Annotated in this window: 29 protein-coding genes and 3 pseudogenes; 29 read left to right on the forward strand and 3 right to left on the reverse strand. The window is 47.5% G+C overall.

Annotation, left to right across the window (positions count from 1 at the left end; translation table 11 throughout):
- A pseudogene (locus tag AAY47_RS12470) lies at nucleotides 1–205 on the forward strand (hypothetical protein); the annotation flags it as partial.
- Nucleotides 206–482: 277 nt separating this feature from the next.
- Here the strand turns inward: AAY47_RS12470 and AAY47_RS22745 are convergent.
- Entirely contained in the window at nucleotides 483–644 is a 162-nt protein-coding gene (locus AAY47_RS22745; RefSeq protein ID WP_235428350.1) for a hypothetical protein, read from the reverse strand.
- A gap of 283 nt (nucleotides 645–927) precedes the next feature.
- Between AAY47_RS22745 and AAY47_RS12485 the strand changes: the two genes are divergently transcribed.
- The 19 genes from AAY47_RS12485 (at nucleotide 928) to AAY47_RS12570 (ending at nucleotide 15,405) form a co-directional block, all read left to right on the forward strand.
- Entirely contained in the window at nucleotides 928–1,572 is a 645-nt protein-coding gene (locus AAY47_RS12485) for a hypothetical protein (RefSeq protein ID WP_047770360.1), read from the forward strand.
- Nucleotides 1,573–1,798: 226 nt separating this feature from the next.
- Nucleotides 1,799–2,083, forward strand: a complete 285-nt coding sequence (locus AAY47_RS22750; protein ID WP_235428351.1) for a hypothetical protein — start codon at nucleotides 1,799–1,801, stop codon at nucleotides 2,081–2,083.
- A 92-nt stretch (nucleotides 2,084–2,175) separates the two neighbouring features.
- The gene (locus tag AAY47_RS22755; RefSeq protein WP_152669809.1) at nucleotides 2,176–2,385 is read left to right on the forward strand and encodes a hypothetical protein; all 210 of its coding nucleotides are present in this window, start codon (nucleotides 2,176–2,178) and stop codon (nucleotides 2,383–2,385) included.
- Nucleotides 2,363–4,336 carry a phage terminase large subunit family protein gene (locus AAY47_RS12495; protein ID WP_047770362.1) on the forward strand — a complete coding sequence of 658 codons (1,974 nt, stop codon included), beginning with the start codon at nucleotides 2,363–2,365 and terminating at the stop codon, nucleotides 4,334–4,336. Before AAY47_RS22755 ends, AAY47_RS12495 begins: the two co-directional genes overlap by 23 nt.
- Before the next feature lie 7 nt (nucleotides 4,337–4,343).
- The gene (gene gpW / locus AAY47_RS12500) at nucleotides 4,344–4,598 is read left to right on the forward strand and encodes a gpW family head-tail joining protein (RefSeq protein WP_047770364.1); all 255 of its coding nucleotides are present in this window, start codon (nucleotides 4,344–4,346) and stop codon (nucleotides 4,596–4,598) included.
- Nucleotides 4,598–6,241 (forward strand): phage portal protein, encoded by a 1,644-nt coding sequence (locus AAY47_RS12505; protein WP_152669810.1) that lies wholly within the window; start codon nucleotides 4,598–4,600, stop codon nucleotides 6,239–6,241. The genes gpW and AAY47_RS12505 overlap by 1 nt, the downstream gene beginning before the upstream one ends.
- Nucleotides 6,238–7,089, forward strand: coding sequence for a S49 family peptidase (locus tag AAY47_RS12510; RefSeq protein ID WP_047770367.1), 852 nt, complete (start codon nucleotides 6,238–6,240; stop codon nucleotides 7,087–7,089). The genes AAY47_RS12505 and AAY47_RS12510 overlap by 4 nt, the downstream gene beginning before the upstream one ends.
- A gap of 2 nt (nucleotides 7,090–7,091) precedes the next feature.
- Nucleotides 7,092–7,670 carry a hypothetical protein gene (locus AAY47_RS12515; RefSeq protein WP_047770369.1) on the forward strand — a complete coding sequence of 193 codons (579 nt, stop codon included), beginning with the start codon at nucleotides 7,092–7,094 and terminating at the stop codon, nucleotides 7,668–7,670.
- Nucleotides 7,670–8,062 (forward strand): head decoration protein, encoded by a 393-nt coding sequence (locus AAY47_RS12520; RefSeq protein ID WP_047770371.1) that lies wholly within the window; start codon nucleotides 7,670–7,672, stop codon nucleotides 8,060–8,062. The genes AAY47_RS12515 and AAY47_RS12520 overlap by 1 nt, the downstream gene beginning before the upstream one ends.
- 68 nt (nucleotides 8,063–8,130) lie before the next feature.
- Nucleotides 8,131–9,177 carry a major capsid protein gene (locus AAY47_RS12525; RefSeq protein ID WP_047770373.1) on the forward strand — a complete coding sequence of 349 codons (1,047 nt, stop codon included), beginning with the start codon at nucleotides 8,131–8,133 and terminating at the stop codon, nucleotides 9,175–9,177.
- 1 nt (nucleotide 9,178) lies between these two features.
- The gene (locus tag AAY47_RS12530; RefSeq protein ID WP_047770376.1) at nucleotides 9,179–9,568 is read left to right on the forward strand and encodes a hypothetical protein; all 390 of its coding nucleotides are present in this window, start codon (nucleotides 9,179–9,181) and stop codon (nucleotides 9,566–9,568) included.
- Complete coding sequence (locus tag AAY47_RS12535; protein ID WP_047770378.1) at nucleotides 9,568–9,921, forward strand: head-tail joining protein; 354 nt, start codon at nucleotides 9,568–9,570, stop codon at nucleotides 9,919–9,921. Before AAY47_RS12530 ends, AAY47_RS12535 begins: the two co-directional genes overlap by 1 nt.
- Complete coding sequence (locus AAY47_RS12540; RefSeq protein ID WP_047770380.1) at nucleotides 9,899–10,438, forward strand: ATP-binding protein; 540 nt, start codon at nucleotides 9,899–9,901, stop codon at nucleotides 10,436–10,438. The genes AAY47_RS12535 and AAY47_RS12540 overlap by 23 nt, the downstream gene beginning before the upstream one ends.
- 3 nt (nucleotides 10,439–10,441) lie before the next feature.
- Nucleotides 10,442–10,636, forward strand: coding sequence for a DUF2635 domain-containing protein (locus AAY47_RS12545; RefSeq protein WP_047770382.1), 195 nt, complete (start codon nucleotides 10,442–10,444; stop codon nucleotides 10,634–10,636).
- A gap of 2 nt (nucleotides 10,637–10,638) precedes the next feature.
- A complete protein-coding gene (locus AAY47_RS12550; RefSeq protein ID WP_047770384.1) occupies nucleotides 10,639–12,129 on the forward strand; it encodes a phage tail sheath subtilisin-like domain-containing protein in 1,491 nt (496 codons plus the stop codon).
- 7 nt (nucleotides 12,130–12,136) lie between these two features.
- Nucleotides 12,137–12,505 (forward strand): phage tail tube protein, encoded by a 369-nt coding sequence (locus tag AAY47_RS12555; RefSeq protein ID WP_047770386.1) that lies wholly within the window; start codon nucleotides 12,137–12,139, stop codon nucleotides 12,503–12,505.
- Between the two features lie 9 nt (nucleotides 12,506–12,514).
- On the forward strand, nucleotides 12,515–12,808 hold the full coding sequence (locus AAY47_RS12560) for a phage tail assembly protein (protein WP_047770388.1): 294 nt from the start codon (nucleotides 12,515–12,517) through the stop codon (nucleotides 12,806–12,808).
- Nucleotides 12,809–12,925: 117 nt separating this feature from the next.
- On the forward strand, nucleotides 12,926–14,866 hold the full coding sequence (locus AAY47_RS12565; protein WP_047770390.1) for a hypothetical protein: 1,941 nt from the start codon (nucleotides 12,926–12,928) through the stop codon (nucleotides 14,864–14,866).
- A gap of 53 nt (nucleotides 14,867–14,919) precedes the next feature.
- Complete coding sequence (locus tag AAY47_RS12570) at nucleotides 14,920–15,405, forward strand: hypothetical protein (protein ID WP_047770392.1); 486 nt, start codon at nucleotides 14,920–14,922, stop codon at nucleotides 15,403–15,405.
- 53 nt (nucleotides 15,406–15,458) lie between these two features.
- Here the strand turns inward: AAY47_RS12570 and AAY47_RS12575 are convergent, their stop codons facing one another.
- Both AAY47_RS12575 and AAY47_RS12580 read right to left on the reverse strand, forming a co-directional pair.
- Nucleotides 15,459–15,731 (reverse strand): hypothetical protein, encoded by a 273-nt coding sequence (locus AAY47_RS12575; RefSeq protein WP_047770395.1) that lies wholly within the window; start codon nucleotides 15,729–15,731, stop codon nucleotides 15,459–15,461.
- Between the two features lie 21 nt (nucleotides 15,732–15,752).
- Entirely contained in the window at nucleotides 15,753–15,995 is a 243-nt protein-coding gene (locus tag AAY47_RS12580; protein ID WP_047770397.1) for an Arc family DNA-binding protein, read from the reverse strand.
- Nucleotides 15,996–16,106: 111 nt separating this feature from the next.
- On the opposite strand from AAY47_RS12580, the gene AAY47_RS20690 reads away from it, so the two are divergent.
- The 9 genes and pseudogenes from AAY47_RS20690 to AAY47_RS12620 all read left to right on the forward strand — a co-directional run.
- Nucleotides 16,107–16,265: an Arc family DNA-binding protein gene (locus AAY47_RS20690; protein ID WP_072059788.1), complete on the forward strand. Its 159-nt coding sequence runs from the start codon at nucleotides 16,107–16,109 to the stop codon at nucleotides 16,263–16,265.
- A gap of 72 nt (nucleotides 16,266–16,337) precedes the next feature.
- Nucleotides 16,338–17,018: pseudogene (locus AAY47_RS22760) on the forward strand (KilA-N domain-containing protein); the annotation flags it as partial.
- A 265-nt stretch (nucleotides 17,019–17,283) separates the two neighbouring features.
- Complete coding sequence (locus tag AAY47_RS12590; RefSeq protein WP_047770399.1) at nucleotides 17,284–18,690, forward strand: DNA circularization protein; 1,407 nt, start codon at nucleotides 17,284–17,286, stop codon at nucleotides 18,688–18,690.
- Complete coding sequence (locus AAY47_RS12595; protein WP_047770401.1) at nucleotides 18,687–19,793, forward strand: phage baseplate assembly protein; 1,107 nt, start codon at nucleotides 18,687–18,689, stop codon at nucleotides 19,791–19,793. The genes AAY47_RS12590 and AAY47_RS12595 overlap by 4 nt, the downstream gene beginning before the upstream one ends.
- A complete protein-coding gene (locus AAY47_RS12600; RefSeq protein ID WP_047770412.1) occupies nucleotides 19,771–20,364 on the forward strand; it encodes a phage baseplate assembly protein domain-containing protein in 594 nt (197 codons plus the stop codon). The genes AAY47_RS12595 and AAY47_RS12600 overlap by 23 nt, the downstream gene beginning before the upstream one ends.
- Nucleotides 20,361–20,807, forward strand: a complete 447-nt coding sequence (locus tag AAY47_RS12605; protein ID WP_047770403.1) for a phage GP46 family protein — start codon at nucleotides 20,361–20,363, stop codon at nucleotides 20,805–20,807. Before AAY47_RS12600 ends, AAY47_RS12605 begins: the two co-directional genes overlap by 4 nt.
- Nucleotides 20,797–21,936: a baseplate J/gp47 family protein gene (locus AAY47_RS12610; protein WP_047770405.1), complete on the forward strand. Its 1,140-nt coding sequence runs from the start codon at nucleotides 20,797–20,799 to the stop codon at nucleotides 21,934–21,936. Before AAY47_RS12605 ends, AAY47_RS12610 begins: the two co-directional genes overlap by 11 nt.
- A complete protein-coding gene (locus AAY47_RS12615; protein ID WP_047770406.1) occupies nucleotides 21,933–22,529 on the forward strand; it encodes a YmfQ family protein in 597 nt (198 codons plus the stop codon). Before AAY47_RS12610 ends, AAY47_RS12615 begins: the two co-directional genes overlap by 4 nt.
- 53 nt (nucleotides 22,530–22,582) lie before the next feature.
- Nucleotides 22,583–22,911 (forward strand): annotated as a pseudogene (locus tag AAY47_RS12620) (phage tail protein); the annotation flags it as partial.

Genomic DNA, 22,911 nt, shown 5'->3' on the forward strand with positions numbered 1-22,911 from the left:
GGTTATTGAAGAAGAACATTCACTCAGTGTAACCCGTGAAGGTGTGAGCACTAATGATTGTATTGCCATTGTCTGTTCAAATATTTCCAGCCCTACATTTCCGGAAATTCCAGAGCTGGGTGGAGGTGGGTATCAGTTTCTCTACAAAGGGGATCAGCTTTATATCACCAATGAAAGCGGTGCTACGGTAGAAGTGGTTAAGTAAGACCCGTCCTCACCACCTCAGAGTAAATGATACTGAGGTGGTGATATGTTATTAACTGCTATTTCTAATTGCAGTTAATAAATCATCTATGTAGCACTGAACGATATAATCTGTTCCCGAACCCTGCATAGATTTATAGATAGCGGAATGAGTGGGTGCCACGTTTTTAACTGATTTAATCAAATTTTCCGCTTTTCTAGTGCTACCAATATGATTAACTAATTCGATTAGTTTGTCTGTTCGTTCTGTGGACGCCATATTGAAATCCGATAATTGATTACAATGCCAGCAACCGTTCAACCGTTTCACAAAACTCTAGACAGCGTTCTATGTTGTCAGTTAGTTCGTTGAATTCGTCCCTAATTGGCAATCCAGCCGCCCTGATTTTGTCTGAATATTTTTCGACATCATCTTCACTATTAAAATCATTAATACTCATAGTATTACCGTTTCCGATATTGAACAATCTATCACGGTACTGGTACGCAATACTTGCTAGGTATATCAGACGTCCATCTACATCGTCGCCACTGCTGTTAGCTATTTCAACAGCTATCGGGAGAGCTACTGGTAAATTTTTAATGCATTTGTTCAGATTCATAATATCCTCATGTATTTGTTTATTATTTAGCATATGTTACATATTATATGTTTCCATTGGAAACATGTCTAATTAATTTTGCACGAGTTGTGATTTATGTCTCGTAACATGCGTGGTGATTATGGCCAACCTCAGCGATCTCGTTAATAAACTGGCGAAAATAAGACACCAGATTCCATTTGCAACGGCTCAAGCGCTTACCGAGGTCGCACGCAAAATAGAAAAAGCACAGAAAGTCGCTTTTGAGCGTAAGTTGGAAAACCCGACGCCATTCACGGTAAAAGCGGTAAGAAGCAAAGGGGCACGCAAGAACAACCTGACCGCGAAATTGTTTGTTCTGCCAACTGCTGCTGGTTATTTGGAGCCGTTTGAACAAGGCGGGGTGCATAAACTGAATGGTGCGGCCTTGCTTAACCCCAAGAACATCAAACTCAATAAATACGGAAACCTGCCTCGCAACAAACTGAATCAGTTGAAAGGCAAAGACAGTACATTTATTGGTGACGTTAATGGTGTAAACGGGGTGTTCCAACGCAAGAAAGCTAAAAAGGCAAAAAAAGGCAAAAAAAGGCTAAAACGCTCCCCTAATGGTACACGCAGGGAGAGACAAAAACAGAGACCACCCAAATTGCTTATTCGTTTTGGTGATGCCCTGCCAGTTGAGCCAGTACTCGGTTATCAGGAACGTGCCCAGCAGATGGCTCAGGCGCTAATGCCACAAGCGATAAGTAGGGCATTGAGTGAGGCAATTCGAACAGCGAAATAAAACTGGGACCGTGGTCCCAACTACTCATCCATAAAAACAGGGAATAAATGTCATGACACATGATTACATACGACGACTAAATTTATTGAAGACGCAAATAGAATCCTCATTGCTTAATTTTTTGGGTCCTTCCTAACTGATTGATATTACACGGGCATTGCGCGCCGTGTTTTTTCACTAGCTATGAAATTTTGAAATTTGGGTAACAGGTAACACAGAGGAAACGATGAAACAGGCTGATTTTGCGCGGCTGCATGGAGTCAGTCGGAAAACCGTAACCGAGTGGAAATCCCGCGGCTGGCTGGTTATGAACGGAAATGAGATTGACGTAGAGGCGTCGAACGCCAACATTGAACAGTACAGAAAAACTGTTACCCGCAGCGAAAAAAAAAAGAAATTGTCCGAAATAAACCCGCAAAAAAACTACCAGGTAACAATTCAGTTGAACATACAGGTAACACTGGCGCTGACGGAGAATGGTTTAACGATGACGTCGATTCAGACCAGCTGAATGATGATATTTCGTTCGATGAATATCGACGACGTCGAGAACATTATCGGGTATTACAGGCCAAACTGAATTATGAGAAAGAGGCAGGATTATTGCTGCCCTATCAGGACATGGTTGATGTTGTTAGTTCTGAATATGCGCGGCTGCGAACGCGGTTAATAGCCATAGCCCCTGAACATGGCCCGAGGTTGCGGGCACTGGCCTCAACCGTCGATGACACGGGTTTTGTGGCAGCGTTACAGGAGTTGATTCACGAGGCAATGGAGGAACTGAGTCGTGATGGCGATACAACAAACAGTTAACCCCATCGCCTGGAACAATTTTCAAAATGCACTGATAAAACAACGCAAAACTATTCGTCCCCCTGAACCACTCTCATTGAGCCAATGGGCTAATACCTACGCCGTACTATCAAAAGAGACGAGCGCTCAGACTGGGCGATTTCGCTCGTTCGCGTATCAGGACGGCATGATGGATGCTATCACTGACCCAACAGTGATGATGGTTTCAGTTCAGAAATCGGCGCGTGTTGGATACACCAAAATTCTGGACCATGTGATTGGTTATTATTTGTCACATGATCCGTCACCCATATTGGTTGTTCAGCCCCGTGAGGAGGATGCGGAGGATTATAGTAAAACTGAGATTGCGCCAATGCTGCGTGATACTCCTGTACTGGCTGAAATTGCGGGTGATAGCAGAGCAAAAGATTCAAATCAGACCATCCGCAAAAAAACGTTTTCTAACGGTGCAAACCTGACGTTAATTGGTGCCAATTCGCCCGGTGGTTTTCGGCGTATTACCTGTCGCATCATTTTGTTTGATGAGGTTGACGGTTATCCGTCAGGGGGAGCCGGTGCAGAGGGTGACCAAATATCATTGGGTATTAAACGTTCGGAAACATTCTGGAACCGTAAAATTGTGATTGGATCAACTCCAACAGTTCGAGGAACCAGCCGAATAGAAAAATCGTTTGAGGAGAGTGACCAGCGTCATTACTACGTGCCGTGTCCTCATTGTAATGAATATCAGGTTCTGGAATGGGGAGGCCCTGATGTTCCCTATGGCATCAAATGGGAAAAAGACAACGATGGCAACGGTGTACCTGACAGCGCCTATTATGTTTGTCGTCATAATGGTTGCGTCATTCAGCATAGTGAAAAAACGTGGATGGTTCAGAATGGCGAATGGCGTGCCACAAAACCATTTAATGGACATGCTGGTTTTCATATTTGGGCTGGTTATAGTCTGTTCCCTAATGCAGCCTGGAAATATCTAGTCGCCGAATGGTTGAGAGTAAAAGACGATGCACTTCTTCGCCAGACGTTCATTAACCTCGTTTTAGGTGAAACCTACGAGGATAGAGGCGAAAAATATCTGAGTGAAAAACGGCTGCTAGAACGCTGTGAGGTTTGGGCAGCCGAAGTCCCGGACGGCGTGGCACTCCTCACCGCAGGCATTGATACGCAGGATGGTCGTTTTGAGATTGAAGTGGTCGGCTGGGGCCGTAATGAGGAAAGCTGGTCGATTGCTCATGATGTCATTGAGGGCGATCTGGAGACCGACGAACCGTGGCGGCGTCTGGATGCCTATTTAAAACAGGTCTGGCGGCGTGCTGATGGCTATGGGTTTACCATTATGGCGGCTTGCATGGATTCCGGCGGTCACCATACCCAGCGGGTGTATGATTTTGCCCGCGAACGGCTGGGCAGGAGGATTTGGGCGATTAAAGGGGAATCTGCACGAGGTGGTGCACGCTCACCGATCTGGCCGACCAAACGACCAACACCTCGCAGTAAATCCAGTTTCAAACCGATTATCTTGGGCGTTAATGCGGCCAAAGATGCGATCCGCTCCAGATTGCATATTGATCCACCCGAGGCGGGTGAACCGGCTCCGGCTTATATGCATTTTCCGGTTGAACGTGACTTGAATTATTTCAGTCAGTTACTGGCGGAGCGCTCGGTGATTAAACTTTCCGGTGGTCAGCGTTACCGCATATGGGAACAGATCCCCGGACGTGCTAACGAGGCGCTCGATTGTCGGGTCTACAGCTATGCTGCGTTATGTGGCCTGCTGTATATGGGATTAAAACTCAATGTTCTGGCAGGTGTAATTGAGGCAAATCCCGGCAGACTGAAACCACCTCCGGCTGAACCGGAAACCAAAATTAGCCTGCAATATCCTGGTGTTGTTATTCAGGAGCCGGATAAACCCCATAAACGTAAACCCATCTCACAGATGCTGCCATAGGAAAATTATGTTTAAACGCAATACTAGATTGCTGTCAGGCATGAGCCGCGAGCAGCTAAAGGCTGCGCTGGAAACGGCGCAATCTGCCTACATTGAATTAGCGACAGGTAATAAAGGAGTGTCGTTTTCCTATACACAAGGCGACGGCACTCGCTCCGTATCTTACCAGCCGACAGATTTAGGGCATTTATTGGCGCTAATTCAGATGATACAGGCGCAGCTAGGTATCAGCACACGACGCCCGGCGAGGTTTAGATTCTGATGGCTATTCAAATATTAGGACCGGACGGCAAACCGTTAGCACCGTCCCGGCCCCGTTATTCCATGCTGACAGGCGGTAGCCGCGTACCCTACGATGCTGCCGATTCGTTCAGTGATCAACTGGCGAACTGGCAGCCGGCACTGTGGTCGCCGGACAATGAAATTAACATCTACCGCGACCGCATTGTGTCGCGTGTCCGTGATTTGGTGCGTAATGACGGCTGGGCGGCGGGTTCAATTACCCGCGTCCTGGACAATGCCATCGGCGCTAATTTTCGCCCTATCCTGAAACCTGATTACCGAATGCTGGCGCTGTTAACTGGCAATAAATCATTTGATGTCACATGGGCGGCAGAATACCGCAAAGTTGTTGAGGCGCACTGGCGTTCATGGGCCGATGACCCCGGACATTATTGTGATGTGGAACGTAAACAAACCGTTTCCCAGATGATGCGGCTAGCATTTCGTCACAAATTGATTGACGGTGACGCGCTGGCGGTCCTGCAATACCGGACTGATCGGTTAGGTCAGGGACGAGGGCGTTATGCGACCACCATTCAGATTGTCGACCCCGACCGCCTCAGTAATCCGCAGGAAATGATGGATATGAATCACGTGCGCGGTGGCGTGGAAATCGACAGTGACGGTGCCCCCATTGCCTATCATATCCGAGAGGCACATATGGGGGATTGGTGGAGCGGTAAAAAAACCATGACCTGGGAACGTATTCCTCGTGAAACCTCGTGGGGGCGACCGCACGTGGTGCATGATTACGACCATGAACGCGGAGCACAGCATCGGGGGAACGGGATTTTAACCCCGGTCGTTCAACGTCTGAAAATGCTCATCAAATACGACCAGAGCGAACTGGAATCGGCGATACTCAATTCTATATTTGCCGCCTATATAGAGTCGCCCTATGACCCCGCAGCAGTCGAGGCGGCATTGGGTGATACGGGGATGAGTGATGATCCGAATTTAGGGGCGTATCAGAGCGGTCGGGTAGATTTTCATAACGAGCGCCGATTATCCCTGCAGAACGGGGCACGCATGCCGATTCTGTATCCGGGAGAAAAAATCACGACTGTCAATGCAGTCAGACCGCACAGCAATTTTGAGATATTCGAGAGCGCGGCTCTGCGTAACATTTCCTCGGCAACCGGATTATCACCCCAGCAGGTGACGCAGGATTGGTCTGACGTGAACTACAGTTCTGTCCGTGCAGCGATGTTGGAGGCATGGAAAACAATGACTCGTCGTCGTGATGATTTTTCTATCGGTTTTGCTCAGCCGATATTGAGTGCGTTCGTAGAGGAACTGCACGACACAGCTGAATTACCATTACCCAATGGCGCACCAGATTTTCTGGACGCGCGGGCAGCCTATTGCCGGTCACGTTGGATAGGTCCGGGGCGCGGTTGGGTTGACCCAGTGAAAGAAAAAGAAGGGACGATCATGGGTCTTGAAGCGGGACTTTCCACGCTGGAAATTGAGATTGCAGAAAACGCAGGCGGCGATTGGGAAGAGTTTATGGATCAAAGCGCCCATGAAATACAGGTGTGGCAGGGGCGCGGATTACCGCTACCAAGCTGGGCGCAATCCCGCCTGACTACCGACAGCAAAACGGAGGAATTCAACCCATGAATTTACCGCATTTAGCCCAGCGGTTATTTAATGTACCGTTGGCGATACACCCGCGCAAAGCTGAGGTAGTGATGGGCGCCTTAACTGATCGCTTTGGTATTACCAAAATTGAGGCGGGAATGTACTACGGGGATGACGAATACTTTTCCCGTAGTACCAAATCAGATACAGGCTATGACGTTTTAGAGGGAATAGCAGTCATTCCGGTACAAGGCACGTTGGTACAAAAGCTGGGCACACTACGGCCTTACAGTGGTATGACGGGATATGATGGCATTCGCCGAACTTTTCTGACCGCACTCAATGACCCGGAGGTGAACGGAATTTGCCTCGATATCGATTCACCCGGTGGTGAAGTCGCGGGGTGCTTTGATCTGGTGGACCTGATTTATCAGTCGCGGGGTGAAAAACCGATTCACGCGATTCTGACCGAGAACGCCTATTCCGCCGCTTACGCTATCGCCAGTGCCGCCGATAAAATCACCGTCCCGCGTACAGGTGGTGTTGGCTCGGTGGGGGTGATTGTGATCCATTGTGACTGGTCACAGCGCATCGAATCTGATGGTTTGACTGTCACGATCATCACCTATGGCGACCGTAAAGCCGAGAGTAACCCGTATGTAAAATTAAGCCCTGAGGCTCAGCAGGCTATTCAATCGGACGTTGACGCAATGGGGGCGTTGTTTGTCAGCACCGTAGCCCGTAATCGCGGGATTACAGAAAAAATTATTCGGGGCACACAGGCAGCCTGCTATTTGGCGGCTGAGGGTGTCCAGTTAGGTCTGGCTGATGTTGTGGCCACACCTGACATGGCATTTCAAACACTAATGAAAGAATCTGGAGTTTAACGATGTTTAAATTTGCACATTTGTTAGGAACCAAAGCCCGTGCCGCTGATGAGCATGAGGACGACGAAAAAGCACGCAAGGCAAAATCTCGCGCGGAAGAGAAGGAAGACGAGACGGACGCCGAGGATGATGATCCGGATGCGGAAGACGAAGATGATGAAAAAGAAGGCAAAAAAGCGAAAAAGGCCAAAAAAGCCAAATCGGAAGACGATGACCCGGATGCAGAAGACGACGACGATGATGATGCCGACGCTGACGAAAACGAGGACGTCAAAAAAGGAAGCCGCGCTGAACGTAAACGCTGTGCTCAAATATTTGGTAGTAAATACGCCGCTGGACGCCCTGATATGGCCGCACATTTGACGTTCAATACCAGAATGTCAGCGAGTGAGGCTATCAGCACATTAAAAGTGATGGGCTCAGTTCAGTCCTCCATGACTCGCGTCACACTGGACAGCAGAATGCGAGCCGAACAACAGGTGCGATTAGGTCCCGATGCTCAGCAACCCGCGAAAGGCTCTGCGGCGGGACTGGCGCAGCAAATGACGGGTTTATACAACACCAATAGAGGAACAAAATAATGGATCAGTTTTCCAATAACCCGTTTCAGCCGGGTGTTCGTCAGTCAGTTTATGTGCCAGATCAACTTACCGCCGGGCAACTGCAATTAGTCACTGATACCGTGACTATTGCGAAATCCGGCATTCTGAAACGTGGTGCGGTGCTGGGTAAAATCACCGCGTCCCGTGAGTACGTACTCAGTAAAAAAGACGCAACGGATGGCAGTCAAATTCCGAGCGCTATTCTGGTGGATGATGTGGATACCACAGAAAGCAGCGTTAGCGGCGGTGTTTATCTGATGGGCGAATTTAACCAACATCGTATCATTTATGATGAGAGCTGGAAATTGCCCGAATTAACCGCCGAACTCCGCAAATTCTCTATTTTCCTGCGCGACAGCGTAACCGCCTAATCTAATTTTAACAGACGTCATAATGCGATCACCGTAGGCATTGTGACGTCTATTTAACGAGAAAACGTATGAATATTTTTGATACTAACGTTTTAGTTCAGGTTGTCCCTAACCTGATGACCAGTCAGAACTGGTTACTGGATAAATTTTTCCCAAATATTGTGGAATCTGACACCGAAGAAGTAGCGATCGACGTAGATGTCGGCCTGCGCCGTATGGCCCCGTTTGTTTCCCCACTAGTGCAGGGTAAACTAGTTGAATCCCGTAAATTTCAGACTAACAGTTTCAGACCCGCCTACATCAAAGACAAACGCGCCCCAGATTTGCGTAAACCTATTCGCCGCCAGATTGGTGAGCGCATTGGTGGTCAATATACTGCGGCTGAGCGTGAGATGTTAAATATCCAATTTGAGCTGGCCGACCAGATCGACATGATTAACCGTCGTCTGGAGTGGATGGCCGCCAGTGCACTAACAACAGGCACTATCACCGTTTCAGGCGCAGGCTATGAGACGAAGGTCGTCAATTTCGGTCGCTCCGCTGACCTGACTGTCACCCTGAGCGGAAGTGACAAATGGCCGACAACAGTCGATGCAGGCAAAACCAACAGCCAGCCAACGCGGGATATCGAGGAATGGTCACAGCGCATCCTGAAAAATTCCGGTGCTGTTCCTACCGATTTGGTATTTACCACTAAATCGTGGAATGCGTTCAGACTGGATACCACGGTTACCGACAGTGCTATCAAATTCCCGGCATTAAACCCGTATGGCAACCAGATTAACCCGGGTACGCAGATACAAAAAGGTGCAATTTACAAAGGGCGCTGGGGGCAGTTTTATTTGTGGGTCTATAACGACTGGTTTATTGATCCGGTAGACGGTAAAGAAAAGCCGATGTTGCCAGATGGCACGGTCATTATGTCCGGCGCGGATTTAATGGGGACGCGAGCATTTGGTGCAATTATTGACCCTGCATTCAACTATGGCCCGATGGCGTACGCGCCGAAATCGTGGTTGCAGGAAGACCCGGCACAGCGTTTCCTGATGGTGCAGTCTGCCCCGCTGGTTATCCCAAGTCGCGTTAATGCGGCATTATGCGCAACGGTGGTGTGATATGGCAAAGAAATCTCAGCAGGAAGACAATTTGGGCGGATTGCCGACCGAATTGCAGACAGACCCGATTCAAAATTCCGCCCAGCCAGCGGTTCAGCCTGAGACAGAATCTATCAAATTAGATGATGTTATCAGCAAGGTGGGACACGGTGATGACGACGAACCAGCCTCTGATGCCTCTGATTTTGTCGTTGCTAACGGTCGAACTGTCCGACATAACGGGGTCGAATATCCTGAAAATACGTTGATTGAGGTCTACGGTGACGATGCCAATCGCCTGACTCAGTTGGGCGTTATCGTGAGATTGGATGATCTGAGAGCGAAGTTACTGTCCAATGCGGCTCATCGCGTGGTCGGTATGGATGGCGTCAGAATCCAGCAGGAGGACTAATGCCGATCGACTGGGATAAACATCTGCTCGCCCCGCTGCATAAACAGTTTGCCGAGCGGGTGAACTGGCGACCCCAGGATGGTAAACCCTACGATATTATGGGCGTGTTTGATCGCGCCTATACCCAGCAGGTGGAGTCGCTGGACGGAGACAGCTCTATCAATACCACTAAACCTGTATTGGGTGTTCGTGATGCCGTATTCAAATCCCCGCCACAACAGCGTGACAGGGTGTTTGTGTACAGTATCAATGCTGAATTTACCGTGAGTGACGTTCAGCCGGACAGTCATGGCGGAACGCATTTGCAACTCAACAGGATTAAACCCAAAAATGAACGCATCAACGGTACGTAATCTGGTCGTTCTGGCGCTTATCGGTAAAACGGATGCACAATCCCGTGTTTATTCCCCGCGTGACTGGTCAACGCGGGGTAATGACTATCCGTGTCTATTAGTACAAACGCCGTTTGATCATAAAAAATCGCTGGGCCGTAATATCCCGCAGTTTAATACCGTCACCACCGTCAGGGTCACAGGCAGAATAGAGGAATTTGACGGTGATACTGATAGCGGCGCGGAACAGGCTGAACTGGCACTGGAGGCGTTGCGGGAGCAAATCGAGCGGGCGGTAATCAACAGCTACGACCTGACAAGAGAGGTTCAGCAATTTGCTGAAATCCGGTCACAAATTGATATTGACGCCAGTGGTGAGGGGCATTTTGCCCAGCTCCTGATGGACATTGATATCGAATACTATCAGGGGCCTGAGGATTTTTACCCTATCGAGGCAAACCCGCTGGAGGGCATAGACATCGCCGTCGCCATGCCTGAGCGCACACCAGAACCCCACATTCATATTAATCTGGAGTAACCCATGTTTGTAAAACCTGTTGCCGGTCGGCGTGTTCGCTGCCCGGTCAGGGGCGAGTTTTTGCCCGAATCCGGTGCAGATGTACCGGATAATTTGTTTTGGCATCGCCGATTGAGAGACGGTGACGTTGAACTCTATCAGTTAGTAGCTGAAACCAAATTCGCCAAAAAAGGCGCTCAGGCGCAGGAGGCTGAATAATAATGGCAATTCCTTTTTCCCGAATTCCCAATAACCTCAGAACGCCATTATTTTTTGTGGAATTCGATAACTCAATGGCCAACAGCGCCACAGCAACCCAGCGCTCGCTAATCATTGGTCAGATGCTGGATAAAGCCGTTGCAGCGCCGGATGTTCCGGTGCGCATTTCCTCAGCAGAACAGGCAGCGTCCCAGTTCGGTCATGGTTCATTACTGCATGGCATGACCGCCGCGTATCTGGCAAACGATCAGGCGGCGGAATTATGGGTACTGCCCCTGAAAGACGGCGACAATACGCTGACCGCCAGAGGGTCGATTGAGATCACCTCCCAGCCAACCCATGCTGGGGTGATTTCACTGTATATTGCCGGACAGCGTGTGCAGGTCACAGTTATGGCGACGGATAAAATGCCGCAGATCGCCGAGTCGCTGGCTGCCGCAATTAACCGTAAAATTGCCCTGCCGGTGACAGCAACCGCAGCCAATAATACGGTCACATTGACCGCGAAAAACAAAGGCGTACCCGGTAACGGTATGGATATCAGCCTCAATTATCGGGGGCAGGCAGGCGGCGAGGAAATGCCGACAGGCATGGCGTTACGTATCACCCCAATGTCTGGCGGTGCGGGTGCGCCAGAGCTGAAAAACGGCCTGGCTAACCTCAGCGATCGGGCGTTTGATTTTATCGTCAACCCGTACATCGATACGACATCACTCGATGAAATCAAATCATTTTTATCCGATACCGGCGGCCGCTGGTCATGGGAGAAACAACTCTACGGCCATACATTCAGTGCGGTCAGTGGCACCTACGGGGAACTGGCGGATGCTGGCGAACGCCGGAATAACCAGCACGAATCGCTATTGGGAGTCACTAAATCACCGTCCCCCAATTACATTTGGGCGGCGGCAATAGCTGGCGCGGCAGCACCGAGCCTGCGTAATGACCCCGGCAGGCCACTACAAACGTTACCTGTCATGGGCGTATTGGCACCCGCAGCAGAAAATCAGCTCGACCTGATTGATCGCAATAACCTGTTACACAGTGGAATTTCGACATTTACGGTGGCCGATGATGGTACGGTACAGATTGAAAACCTGATCAGCACCTACCAGAAAAACCCGTACGGCGACAATGACGACAGTTATTTGCAGATAGAAACGCTGTTTTTGCTGATGTTCGTTTCGCGCTATATCCGCACGCAAATTACGTCAAAATTCGGGCGGGTGAAACTGGCAAAAGATGGGACCCGTTTTGCGCCCGGTTCAGCCATTGCCACCCCCAATATTGTCCGTGCAGAACTCATCGCCCAGTACCGGACACTGGAATATAACGGTTATGTACAGGACTCGAAATCATTTGCAGACGGACTGCGGGTCGAGGTAAACGCCCACAACCCGAACCGACTGGATGTTCTCTGGACTGGCACACTGATCAACCAGTTGAGAGTGTTCGCACTGCTCAATCAATTCCGTCAGCAACCGACGTCATGAGGTAACTATGGGAAATACAAGTAGAAGACTGGCGGGCACGGCGTATGTCACGGTAAATGGCGTGTCCATTATGGTGGTGGGGGATTTTACCTACAGCCCCTCGACCGTCACCCGCGAAACGCTAACCGGCATGGATTACGTGCACGGGTATAAAGAAAAGCCTAGCCCCTGCTACATATCCTGTCGGGTCCGTGACAGTGGTGGGACCACGGTCGCAGATTTTAACAACCAGACTAATGTTACCATTGTGGCAGAACTGGCGAACGGCAAAACCATCATCGGCGAAGGCATGTGGACCGTGAATACGCAGGAAGTGAAGAGCGAAGACGCAGAGTTCGAGGTTCGTTGGGAAGGTATTTCAGTCACTGAAAATTAAGGGGTTAACGTGGAAAAGACAAAAATTGTTGAGTTGAGTCAACCAATTGAAAGCAATGATGGTAAGGAGGTTTATCAGGAGATTCATTTGCGTGAGCCGACGTTGATCGAGGTTGAACAGTTCTATGAGGCAGATCGGAAATCCAACCCGTTAGCCGCAATGCGCCTTTTGATTTCATTGGTATCACAAACACGTATCACTGATACGGTATTGAAAAAAATGGCGATCACTGATTTTCGGGAATGTGAGGCATTTTTGACTCGTTTTTTGGCGTACACACCTTCCAACAATGGCAGCGATTAGCGGCGGATGTTACCTATTTTTACCGCTGGGGTCCGCAAGATGCGTGGCTTCTGAGTCGAACGCGGCTTAATTGGTGGGTTGAACAGGCAGAACGGATAAATACAGTGAGATCTGGTAATGGGTAATGCATTTGATTTTGAATTACATGCGGATGATAACGCCACAAAAGTACTGGCGGAAATTGAGGCCAGAATCAAACAACTAAACCCATTACTGGGTTCCACGCGTGACGCCCTCCGATTCGGTGGTAGTGAAACTCTGGATACGACAGGTTCATTGAGTAATCAGTTACGGGATATGTCACGTTATGCACAGGATAACGTGCAAAATATCGGTGACATGATCCCGCCACTAAAAAATTTTGGTGAATTGTTTTCGAAATACAGTGGACTCACGTCAAAAATGGGGTTGTTTGGCGGCATTGGCGGTGTTATTGGTGGAGTGACTGCAGGATATAGTACGCTCAGGGAGATGGGTAGAGAGGCCAATAATATTGATACGCTCTCTAAAAATACCGCCATGTCTATTGAAGACACGACTAAATTGACTGGCGCGTTAGTTCAAGTTGGCGCTGATGCGGATGATGCCAAACAGTCTGTTCAAAATTTATTTAATGTTCTAAATGCGGCTAAACGGGGTGAAAATGTCTCAGCGCGGTCAGAATTAGATAACCTTCAGATCCCGATACACACTACCAAAGATGGTTCGGCGGATACTATTCCAACCTTACTAGAGATAGCAAAAAAATTCCCCAATATGCCGTCTGAAACTCAGTTCAGATTATCTAATAAACTTGGTTTGACGCCAGATATATTAACACTCATTCGTGAAAATAAAATCGATGAACGATTGGATAAATCGGTAAAAAATGGTCAAAGTCGAACGACAGCAGAAAATCAAATACTCACTGATTTCAATACTGAAGCGAACGAGATAAGCGCCAGAATTGACGGGCTTTGGCACCGGACAAAAATAACCGGTGCTACTTGGTTTTTAGGGAATAGCAAAGAAGCAAAAGAAAGCGCAGAAATTAAATCTGTTCAGGAATATAAAAAACGTGAAAATGATACGGCAAATAACTTCTATCATGGAAATAAAGAAGAAGATATTCGCCAGCGTGCATTACGAGATAAAGAATTTCAAAAACAATTAACATTCACAGAAAATTTATCCCTGACGATTAATAAACCGGATGAGGGATTACAAAAGAAACTGAATGATAAATATAGCGAATTATGGGAAAAGCAGAAAAAAGCTCATGAAGTTAAATTAGCGGTTAATAAGATTCCTCCGCTACCAAAAGTAGAAGCACCTAATTATCCTAACCCGCTGAAAAATGGAAGAACCCCAAGGGGCATTCGCAATAACAACCCTGGGAATTTAACCGATGCCCCTAACGCAGTCGGTAAAGATTATGGCAACGGCCATGTCTATATGAAGTTTGCGACACCTAACGATGGGATAGCAGCACTGAGTAGACAGCTAATGCTGCACGGGGATCGCGGTCAGAATACGTTAAACCACGTTATTCCTATATATGCCCCTGAAAAAGCAGGCAATAATACGAGGGAATATATTGATTATACAGCTAAACAGCTAGGAATTAGTCCAAATGAAAAAATGGATTTACATAATCCAGCTATGATTGAAAAACTTATAGATTCCATAATAAAAATGGAGAATTTAGGACAGCAGCCATACAGCAAGGAGCAAATAAAAAATGCAATCACCGTGTCTATCAACGAGTCCCGCTGGGCGGGTCTGCGAAACCCTCAAACACTCAGAGAGCAACGTCTGCAATATGATACTGAACATAACAAATCAGAGAGTGTAGTTGAAAAAGATGAAAATAATATTTTCCCATCTACGGATTCCATTTTTTCAGATAAAAAGAACAAACAGGATTTTATCGATACATTAACGCAATCCCTAAAATCCGCATTGAGTGATAACAAAACACAACTAGAGGTTGTTTTGGTTAATAGCGAAACCGGAGAACGGCAAAAATTCCAGTCGAAAACTGCGGGTAAAATCACAACTTCCATGCGCTATTCTTGAAAATAGCTTATATTTCATCATTAATGCGAGTTTAATAAACTATTGGGGTTTTTATGAAGCGGTTATTATTATCTTTGTTCTTTGCATCATCTATAGCAAATGCAGCGTGGATTACGAACGTAGAAGAGAGCATCTTTGGCGATAATAGCGCAGTTCTTATAGGGGAGCTCAAAAATACTAAATCAGCCATTGTATTCAAATGCGATAGTAATGATTTATCAGTTTCTTATGTTGAGCTAGTAGACGATAGCGATATTAAATCCATACCTGCGACCTTTTTAATGAGAGTTGATAGTAATCAAGTGGTCGAATTTGATACAACACTACAAAGAAGAAACTCTGATGCAATAGACGCCAAAGTCACTGATAGAGAAAAGATTTTGTCGTTATTAAAACAGTTAAGTTCAGCAAAGCAAAAAGTTTTAGCGGGAATTTCTGTTGATGAAGTTGATTATAAGCAATCTTTTTCAGGAAATGTATCCGGTTCAACTGTTGCCGTTAATAAATTTGCTAAGGCATGTAATTTGAATATCAAGTAGAAGTTTGCGAAACAGCCCCTTACGGGGCTTTTACTGGTGATTCTTGCAAAAGGTTAATTGATGAGTTTCATTGCTCCGGGCAAAGAGCCTTCTATTAGCATGATGCACTCTTCCGCTGTTCCTTGTCGCCAGTTACCAAAAGCATCACGTATGGCAAACTGATCTTCAAATCCTAGCCATACGGTGCATTGACCGAACTCATCGAAATATTCAACAGCAAAACTTGTTTCGTTAAATGGGTATAATTCTTGAAATTCTTCAATTAATTCTTGGACGAAGGATTGTTCTATGAGTTGAAGGTAAATTTCTCTATTGCTTGGCTTCATTGCTGTTCCTATATTGAAATTTTACTTTTTTTCATACATCCGTTTGGCAGTTTCCATGAATAGTTCTTTGAATTTATCGGATTCTAACTGAGCGAGTTCATCAATATTTTTAGGTTGTGATTCCTCGTCTATAGCAGATTGCAATATCATGTTTATTTCAGAGTTCATGGAGCGGCCATTTCTAGCGGCTCTTTCTTGAATTTTTTCTTTTAAATCATCAGGTATTCTAACCCCAAGAGGGGTGATGCTTCTCATTCCTTTCATATTAGCTACTCATTGACAGTACTTGGCATCACAGTGTAGCTAAAAAAACATTGACGAAATACTGTCATTGCATTAGCTTTATGGCTACACCTTAGCTACACGGATGATGATATGAAAATTAGAGAAATACCACCTCTTGGACTAAGAATAGAACCAGAGTTAAAACAGGTCTTGAAAGATGTAGCGAAAAAAGAAGGGAGATCTCTTAACTCAGAGTTGGTCCAGAGACTCAAAAGAACATTGCGTGAAGATGGACTTATAAATGCCTGAAATGGTGAAGCCCCAACTATTACGAGTAGTCAGGGCTTCTAATTTACTCACCCAAACCAATAGGAAGTAAACATGACAAGTATAGCAATTCGTGAACCACATAACACTAATCAAATTATTATCTCCAATATCTCTATTCACCAAGATGCGCAAGGGCGTTATTCATTAAACGATTTACATCAAGCGTCTGGTGGGGAACAACGCCACCGTCCGAAGTATTGGTTAGAACTACAACAAACAAATGAATTGATTGAGGAAATCTTAAAAGGCGGAATTCCGCCCTTTAAAAATGAAATTTCTAACTCTGCGAATTTGGAGAATTGGAAACCTGTAATATCAAAGCCTGGTCGCTATGGCGGTACATATGTTTGCAAAGAATTAGTGTACGCATATGCCATGTGGATCAGCGCAGCGTTCGCCTTGAAAGTTATTCGTGCCTATGATGCACTTATTACAGGTCAAGTGGATATTCAGACCAAACCCCGCAAACAACCCAAACAGATAGCCGGGCGCATCACAGCAGACCAACAGGAAGCTATCAAGCAACTGGTTCTTAACCGTGGCAAGGCGTTACCAAAAGAGAACCAAGCCAAGGCGATGATAACCATGTGGTCTGCATTAAAAAGCCACTTTGGATGTACTTACAAAGAAATAGATAGCGAACAATTTACAGAAGCACTTTCTTTGGCTGCACGTGTTCCATTAGAAGGTGAATATATTGGCAAAGAAGAGCCATCACTTGACACCAATGTACTACCCGATAACGGTAAGGTGCTGGTGGTCATCCGGGACAGGAAGATACAGGACTACCAAACGGTAGATCCCAATAGTCATGTGTTAACACTGAATACCTTTATGGAACTGGCACAGAAAGCCGGATACCTCATTATCCATAAAGAGAGTTTTTCTAAGATAGTAAATCAGTGGTAATTACCTTATCAAACCCGCCAATATAGAGCGGGTTTTTCACCTCTAACGCCGCTTAATTGCGGCTTTTTTATGTCCAAAAGAGGTATCTATGGCCTTTATAAAAGACGCCATCTCTTCCCTGTTAGGCGGGGGCGGTGATTCATGGCAATGGGCGGAACATTTGCGCCCCGCATCATTTCGAGGCGTCCCGTTTGCTGTCGTATCCGGTGAGAGCGTTTTTGGCCGTCGTCAGGCTGTACATGAATACCCGTACCGCGATACAGCATGGATTGAAGATCTAGGCCGTGCAACCCGACGAATTACTCTGCGCGGGTTTATCATTCAGGGCAGCGCAGTGTATAACGCACCAGATGTCATTACCCAGCGTAAAAATTTGGTCGCGGCCTGTGAAACGGGGTCAACAGGAACGCTGGTACATCCGACGCTGGGCGAACTGACGGTCAGTGTCACGGAAAGCGGCCTGCGCATGACGGAGAATGCAGAATCAGGGCGGGTATTTGAGTTCACGTTAACGGTGATTGAATCCGGTCTGAAAGTGTTTGCGGTCACCAACAGCACCAAATCCGCGACCGCGGTCGGGCAGAACTGGCTGCGAACGTACACCACGATGTCAGCAAAATACATCTCAATGGTGCGGGGTGAAATTCGCTCTGTGGTACAGGGAATACGAATTATTAGGCAGACTGCGGATCAATGGATAGGCATGGTCATCCGTTCAGTGGATGAGGTCACTAACCTGAGTGATATGTTAAAAACCACGTTCGGCAGTGAACGCTACGGGCGCTATCAGCGTGGGAAAATTGGTGGCACGGTATCAGGCGCAACGGGCATTCGGTCACGTGATGATAATCCGCGTAATGATGCCGAAATAGTGAAAAATACCACGTCCGATGTTGTGATGGGTCGCAAGGTTGTTTCCGACAGTATTGAGAAATTGACGATTGCACCGACTGTAGAATTATTCAGCGAGGCGGCGGGCAATGTCGTGATGGCTATTATCCATTCAGCGGGTAGTACCGATGAAAAAGTGGCAATTTTTGAAAATCTGTCAGCATTTCAAAACACCCGTTATCAGCAAGGTGAGGTTGATCGCCACGTTACCGAAATGACAGTTCTGTTATTGGTGGTGTTGTCCGCAGGCGCGATGGCGCAGGTTGCCAGTGAATTTACCCCGGCAAATAATCAGGAAGCCCGCGATTTGCAAACGCGGGTGTGTCAGGCGCTGGATACCGCGCTGGTGATGTCCGGTGATTTGGGGATAGACGAAATTTACGATTCCCTGCTGTCATTGCGGGATGAATTTATCACCAGTACCACACTGAAAGGCGCGGAGGCCGGACGGTTAGCTCAGTTCGACTTACCCACTATATTACCTGCATTGAATGTGGCTAACCGGATTTATCAGGATGCTGGTCGCAGTGATGAACTGGTTCAGGCTGCTAATCCTCGTCATCCGGCATTTATGCCCACCCGATTTAAGGCGTTGAGACAATGAAAAAATCAGATGAACTTTCATTAATTATTGGCGGCAAGGCAATTTATGGCTGGGACAGTGTGCGTGTGACACGTGGTATTGAGCGATTGCCGTCCGATTTTGAACTGATGTTGATGGACTATTATCCCGGTAGCAGTGAAAAACAGTTGGTTGAGGCCGGACAACCCTGTCAGGTGTTGCTGGGTGATGACCCTGTGATTACGGGGTATATCGATATCTGGAACTCATCCATTAATAAGAGCACCCATCAAATACGGGTGACTGGTCGCAGTAAATGTCAGGATTTAGTCGATTGTTCAGCAAAATGGCCGCAGAACGTAATTACCTCAGCGACGGCACTCCAAATTGCTCAGAAACTGGCGCAGTGGTACGGCATTGAGGTTAATTCCGATGTGACCGACATGAAGTCCGTGCCGCAATTCACCCTGAACTGGGGCGAATCCTCGCAGGAAATCATTGATCGCATCACTCGCTGGTCCGCCTTGCTGTATTACGACACACCAGACGGCAATTTATTTTTGACCCGTGTCAGTGACAAATTGGCAGCTAGTGGTGTAGCGCAGGGAAAAAATATCGAGCTGGTCGATTATCAGTCATCGATGAACGAACGGTTCTCAGAGTACAGCGGCCTGTCCATGAATGTCAGCGGGTTAAGTGAGTTATCGGCCGGAAAAGGTTACGAAGTGGTAACGATTGCCACGGCGAAAGATCCGGAAGCGGAAAAGATGCGTTATCGGAACTACGTCACTATTATCGAAAGCACGCTGCATACATGGGGAAAGCAGCAGGACGCGATTAACTGGGAAATGAACCGTCGCTACGGGCGCTCTAAGGCGCTCAAAGTGCTGGTTGACAGTTGGCGGGATGTTGGCGGAACGCTGTGGACACCCAATACATTGATTCCGATCCATTTACCCGTGTTCGGGCTGGAATCTGAACAGTGGTTGTTATCGGAAGTGTCCTATGTCCGTAATAAAGATGATGGTACTCGCGCAGAACTGACGCTCATGCCACCTGCGGCGTTTACCGTACAACCGTATGAGTTTTATAGATCGATTATGGAATTACGTGATGGAGGCTATGTCAGTAATGGAAGTCGCTAAAAATTTATATCGCCGCGCCATGATGATGTTGGGATTAGGCAGGGTAACAACGTGTAATGACAACGGCGTTATTCAGCAGGTGCAGTATCAGACTGCGATGGAAGTCCGGGATAACACCAAGCGAATCGCCGAGTTTGGTTTTTCGTCCGGGTTACCCGCTAATACCGATGTGGTATTGGCGTTTCTGGGCGGAGATCGCTCCAATGCCATAGTGATTGGCAGTAATCACCAACAGTACCGATATCACGGGTTAAGTCCCGGTGAGGTGGTGGTATATAACCAGTGGGGGCTGCATATTCTGATGACTGAATCCGGTATTACCGTTGAAGCCAAAGGTCAGCCCATCACAGTCAATAATGCGTCAAAAGTGACAGTCAATGCGTCTACAGAAGTCCTGTTGAATACGCCGGTACTAAAAGTGACAGGGGATATTATCGACAACGCCAACATTAACAATACCACCATGAAACAGTTGCGTGATAGCTACAATCGCCACACTCACCCCGTTTCAGGCGTTAAATCGGGTGACTCAACTGTCACCAGTCAGACCACAGGAGCGACCGTCAAATGAGTGATATTACCTCCTGGTGGGATGTGAAAAATATCCATGCTGACTGGTCGGTTGGGCACGGGGATTTGGTGACCGGAAATGACCTGCAAACAGCCATTATTATCAGTCTGTTTACCGACCGACAGGCACGGGCTGATGATGAAATTGACGGCACGGATCGGCGCGGTTGGTGGGGTGATAGTGAGGCCGATTATCAGATAGGTTCTCGGTTGTGGCTGCTACATCGGCAAAAATTAACCACCGCTGTAGCATTAGCCGCTGAAGACTTTGCACGGGAGGCGTTGCAATGGATGCTGGACGATGGTGTAGCGGCCTCTATTGATATCCGCACCCAGATTGTCTGGCCCAGCCGGTTAAACATGATTATCCGTTATCAACGTCCGGGGCGTGCTGGCGAGGATTTGCGATTTTTTTGGGTATGGGAGCGAGAGAATGCCGTTTAAACGAAAAACACTGACCGAACTTCGGGCACAGAACCGCAGCTATTTACAGTCAGAATTACAGGAGACTGGCCCGTTATTGCGTTTTTCCAATATGGGCATACTGGCCGATATGGATGCAGGGATGGCCCATCTGCATTATGGTTATCTGGATTATATCGCCAAACAAACCACGCCGTTTACGTCCACGGATGAATGGCTGGCAGGCTGGGCGGCATTAAAAAAAATTTTTCGCAAACCGGCGATGGCAGCCGAATGTGATCAGTATCAGTTCACGGGTGTTGCAGGCACTATTATTCCTGCTGGAACGATATTGAATCGAGGCGATGGTTACCAGTACAAAACGCTCACTGAAACACGTATTGACGCCAACGGACACGGCAATACCCGTCTGGTTGCACTATTACCGGAGAGTACCAGCGATGATTCCGGTGGCGGTGCGACAGGTAATGCGCCAGCAGGCACGGTATTAACATTGGATCAGAGTATTGCCGGTGTGGATGTTGAGGGCACGGCAATCGTAGCGATAACGGGCGGGACTGATATTGAGCGTGAATCAGATTTTCGCTCGCGTATGCTCCTCGCCTATCAGGGTTCGCCACAGGGCGGCTCTGATGATGATTATAAACAGTGGGCGTTGGCTGTACTAGGAGTTACCCGCGCGTGGGTCAGACCCAGAGCGGCTGGCGCGGGGACAGTGGGTATTTATATCATGTGCGACAACAACGGACAGGGTGGTTTTCCCATCGGTACAGACGGTGTTTCATCCCATGAATCATATGCAGTTCATGCCACAGGCGATCAATTGCGTGTTGCTGATTATATTTATCGGTTTCGACCCACCACGGCGTTGATTTGGGTATTATCACCGATAAAACGCACCATCAATTTTACCATTAATGGTATCGCGCATGTTGGAACGGACGTCACGAGTAAAATTGCAGCAGCGATTGATAATGTGTTGTTTGAACACGGTAATCCTGACGGGACAGGACGAATATTTATATCTGATTTGCAATACGCCATTGCGGATGTGCCCGGAACAGCAGGTTTTGTGATTACATCACCGGCAACCAATATCGAATTGTCAGTGGGGCATTTACCTGTTCGAGGTGAGGTACGATACACATGAAACAATATAGTGTGAATAATTATACCGCTGCATTGAACGGGTTATTGCCAACAGGTCTGGCATGGATCCGACAGCCAAAATCGATAATGAGTGCGGTTATTCGGGCTATAGCGCGGAGTTACCATCGGAGTGATCAGGATGGCCATTTGTTGTTGGAGGGCAGCTTCCCTGCGACGGCGACCATTATGTTACCGGAGTGGGAAAAATCGCTGGGACTGCCTGATGACTGTGCGATTGGGGAAATTGACAGTATTTCATTGCGGCAAAAATCAGTTGTTTCTAAATTACTGCGAACGGGCGGCCAGTCGAATGCGTATTTTATTGGTTTGGCGGCTGAACTGGGATTTAAAATAACGATCACCGAATTTAGACAGGTCCGCGCTGGCATGTCCGCATGTGGGGACGCGATTAATGGCGATGACTGGCCGTTTGTCTGGCGTATTAATGCGCCGACAACAACGATTAATTACGCCGTTGTAGGAGGGAGTTATTGCGGTGACCCGTTGCGATCATGGGGAAATAAAAAACTCGAGTGCCAATTCCGAAAAATTAGTCCATCCCACACCATCCTTCAATTTGGTTATAACCAGTAATCAATAATAATTCAATTTATTTATTAATCACCTTCATTGAGTGAGGATTTTCTATGCAAAAAATAGGTGACGTGACAAACACCGCAGACAGTAATGGTGAGTTCACGAATGGAAATGTGGCGGCAGGTGTGCCACCGACTCTGTTAGAGGCGCCGTGGTTTAATAGTGTCCAGAGAGAAATAATTAACGCATTGGCGGCGGCTGGAATACAGCCGAATAAAAATAATGATGCGCAATTATCGGAGGCGATCAGGAAATTAATTTCCAGTGGAGCACTCGAAAAATCCCGGAACGGCGCGGACATTCTTGATAAACCGGAGTTTGTGAAAAACCTCGGTTTGGCGGAAACAGTGGAGCTGGCGAAAAATGCCCTGTCCAAATC

Origin of the sequence: Xenorhabdus griffiniae (genome assembly GCF_001028135.1) — a bacterium.
Taxonomy (GTDB): Bacteria; Pseudomonadota; Gammaproteobacteria; order Enterobacterales; family Enterobacteriaceae; genus Xenorhabdus; species Xenorhabdus bakwenae.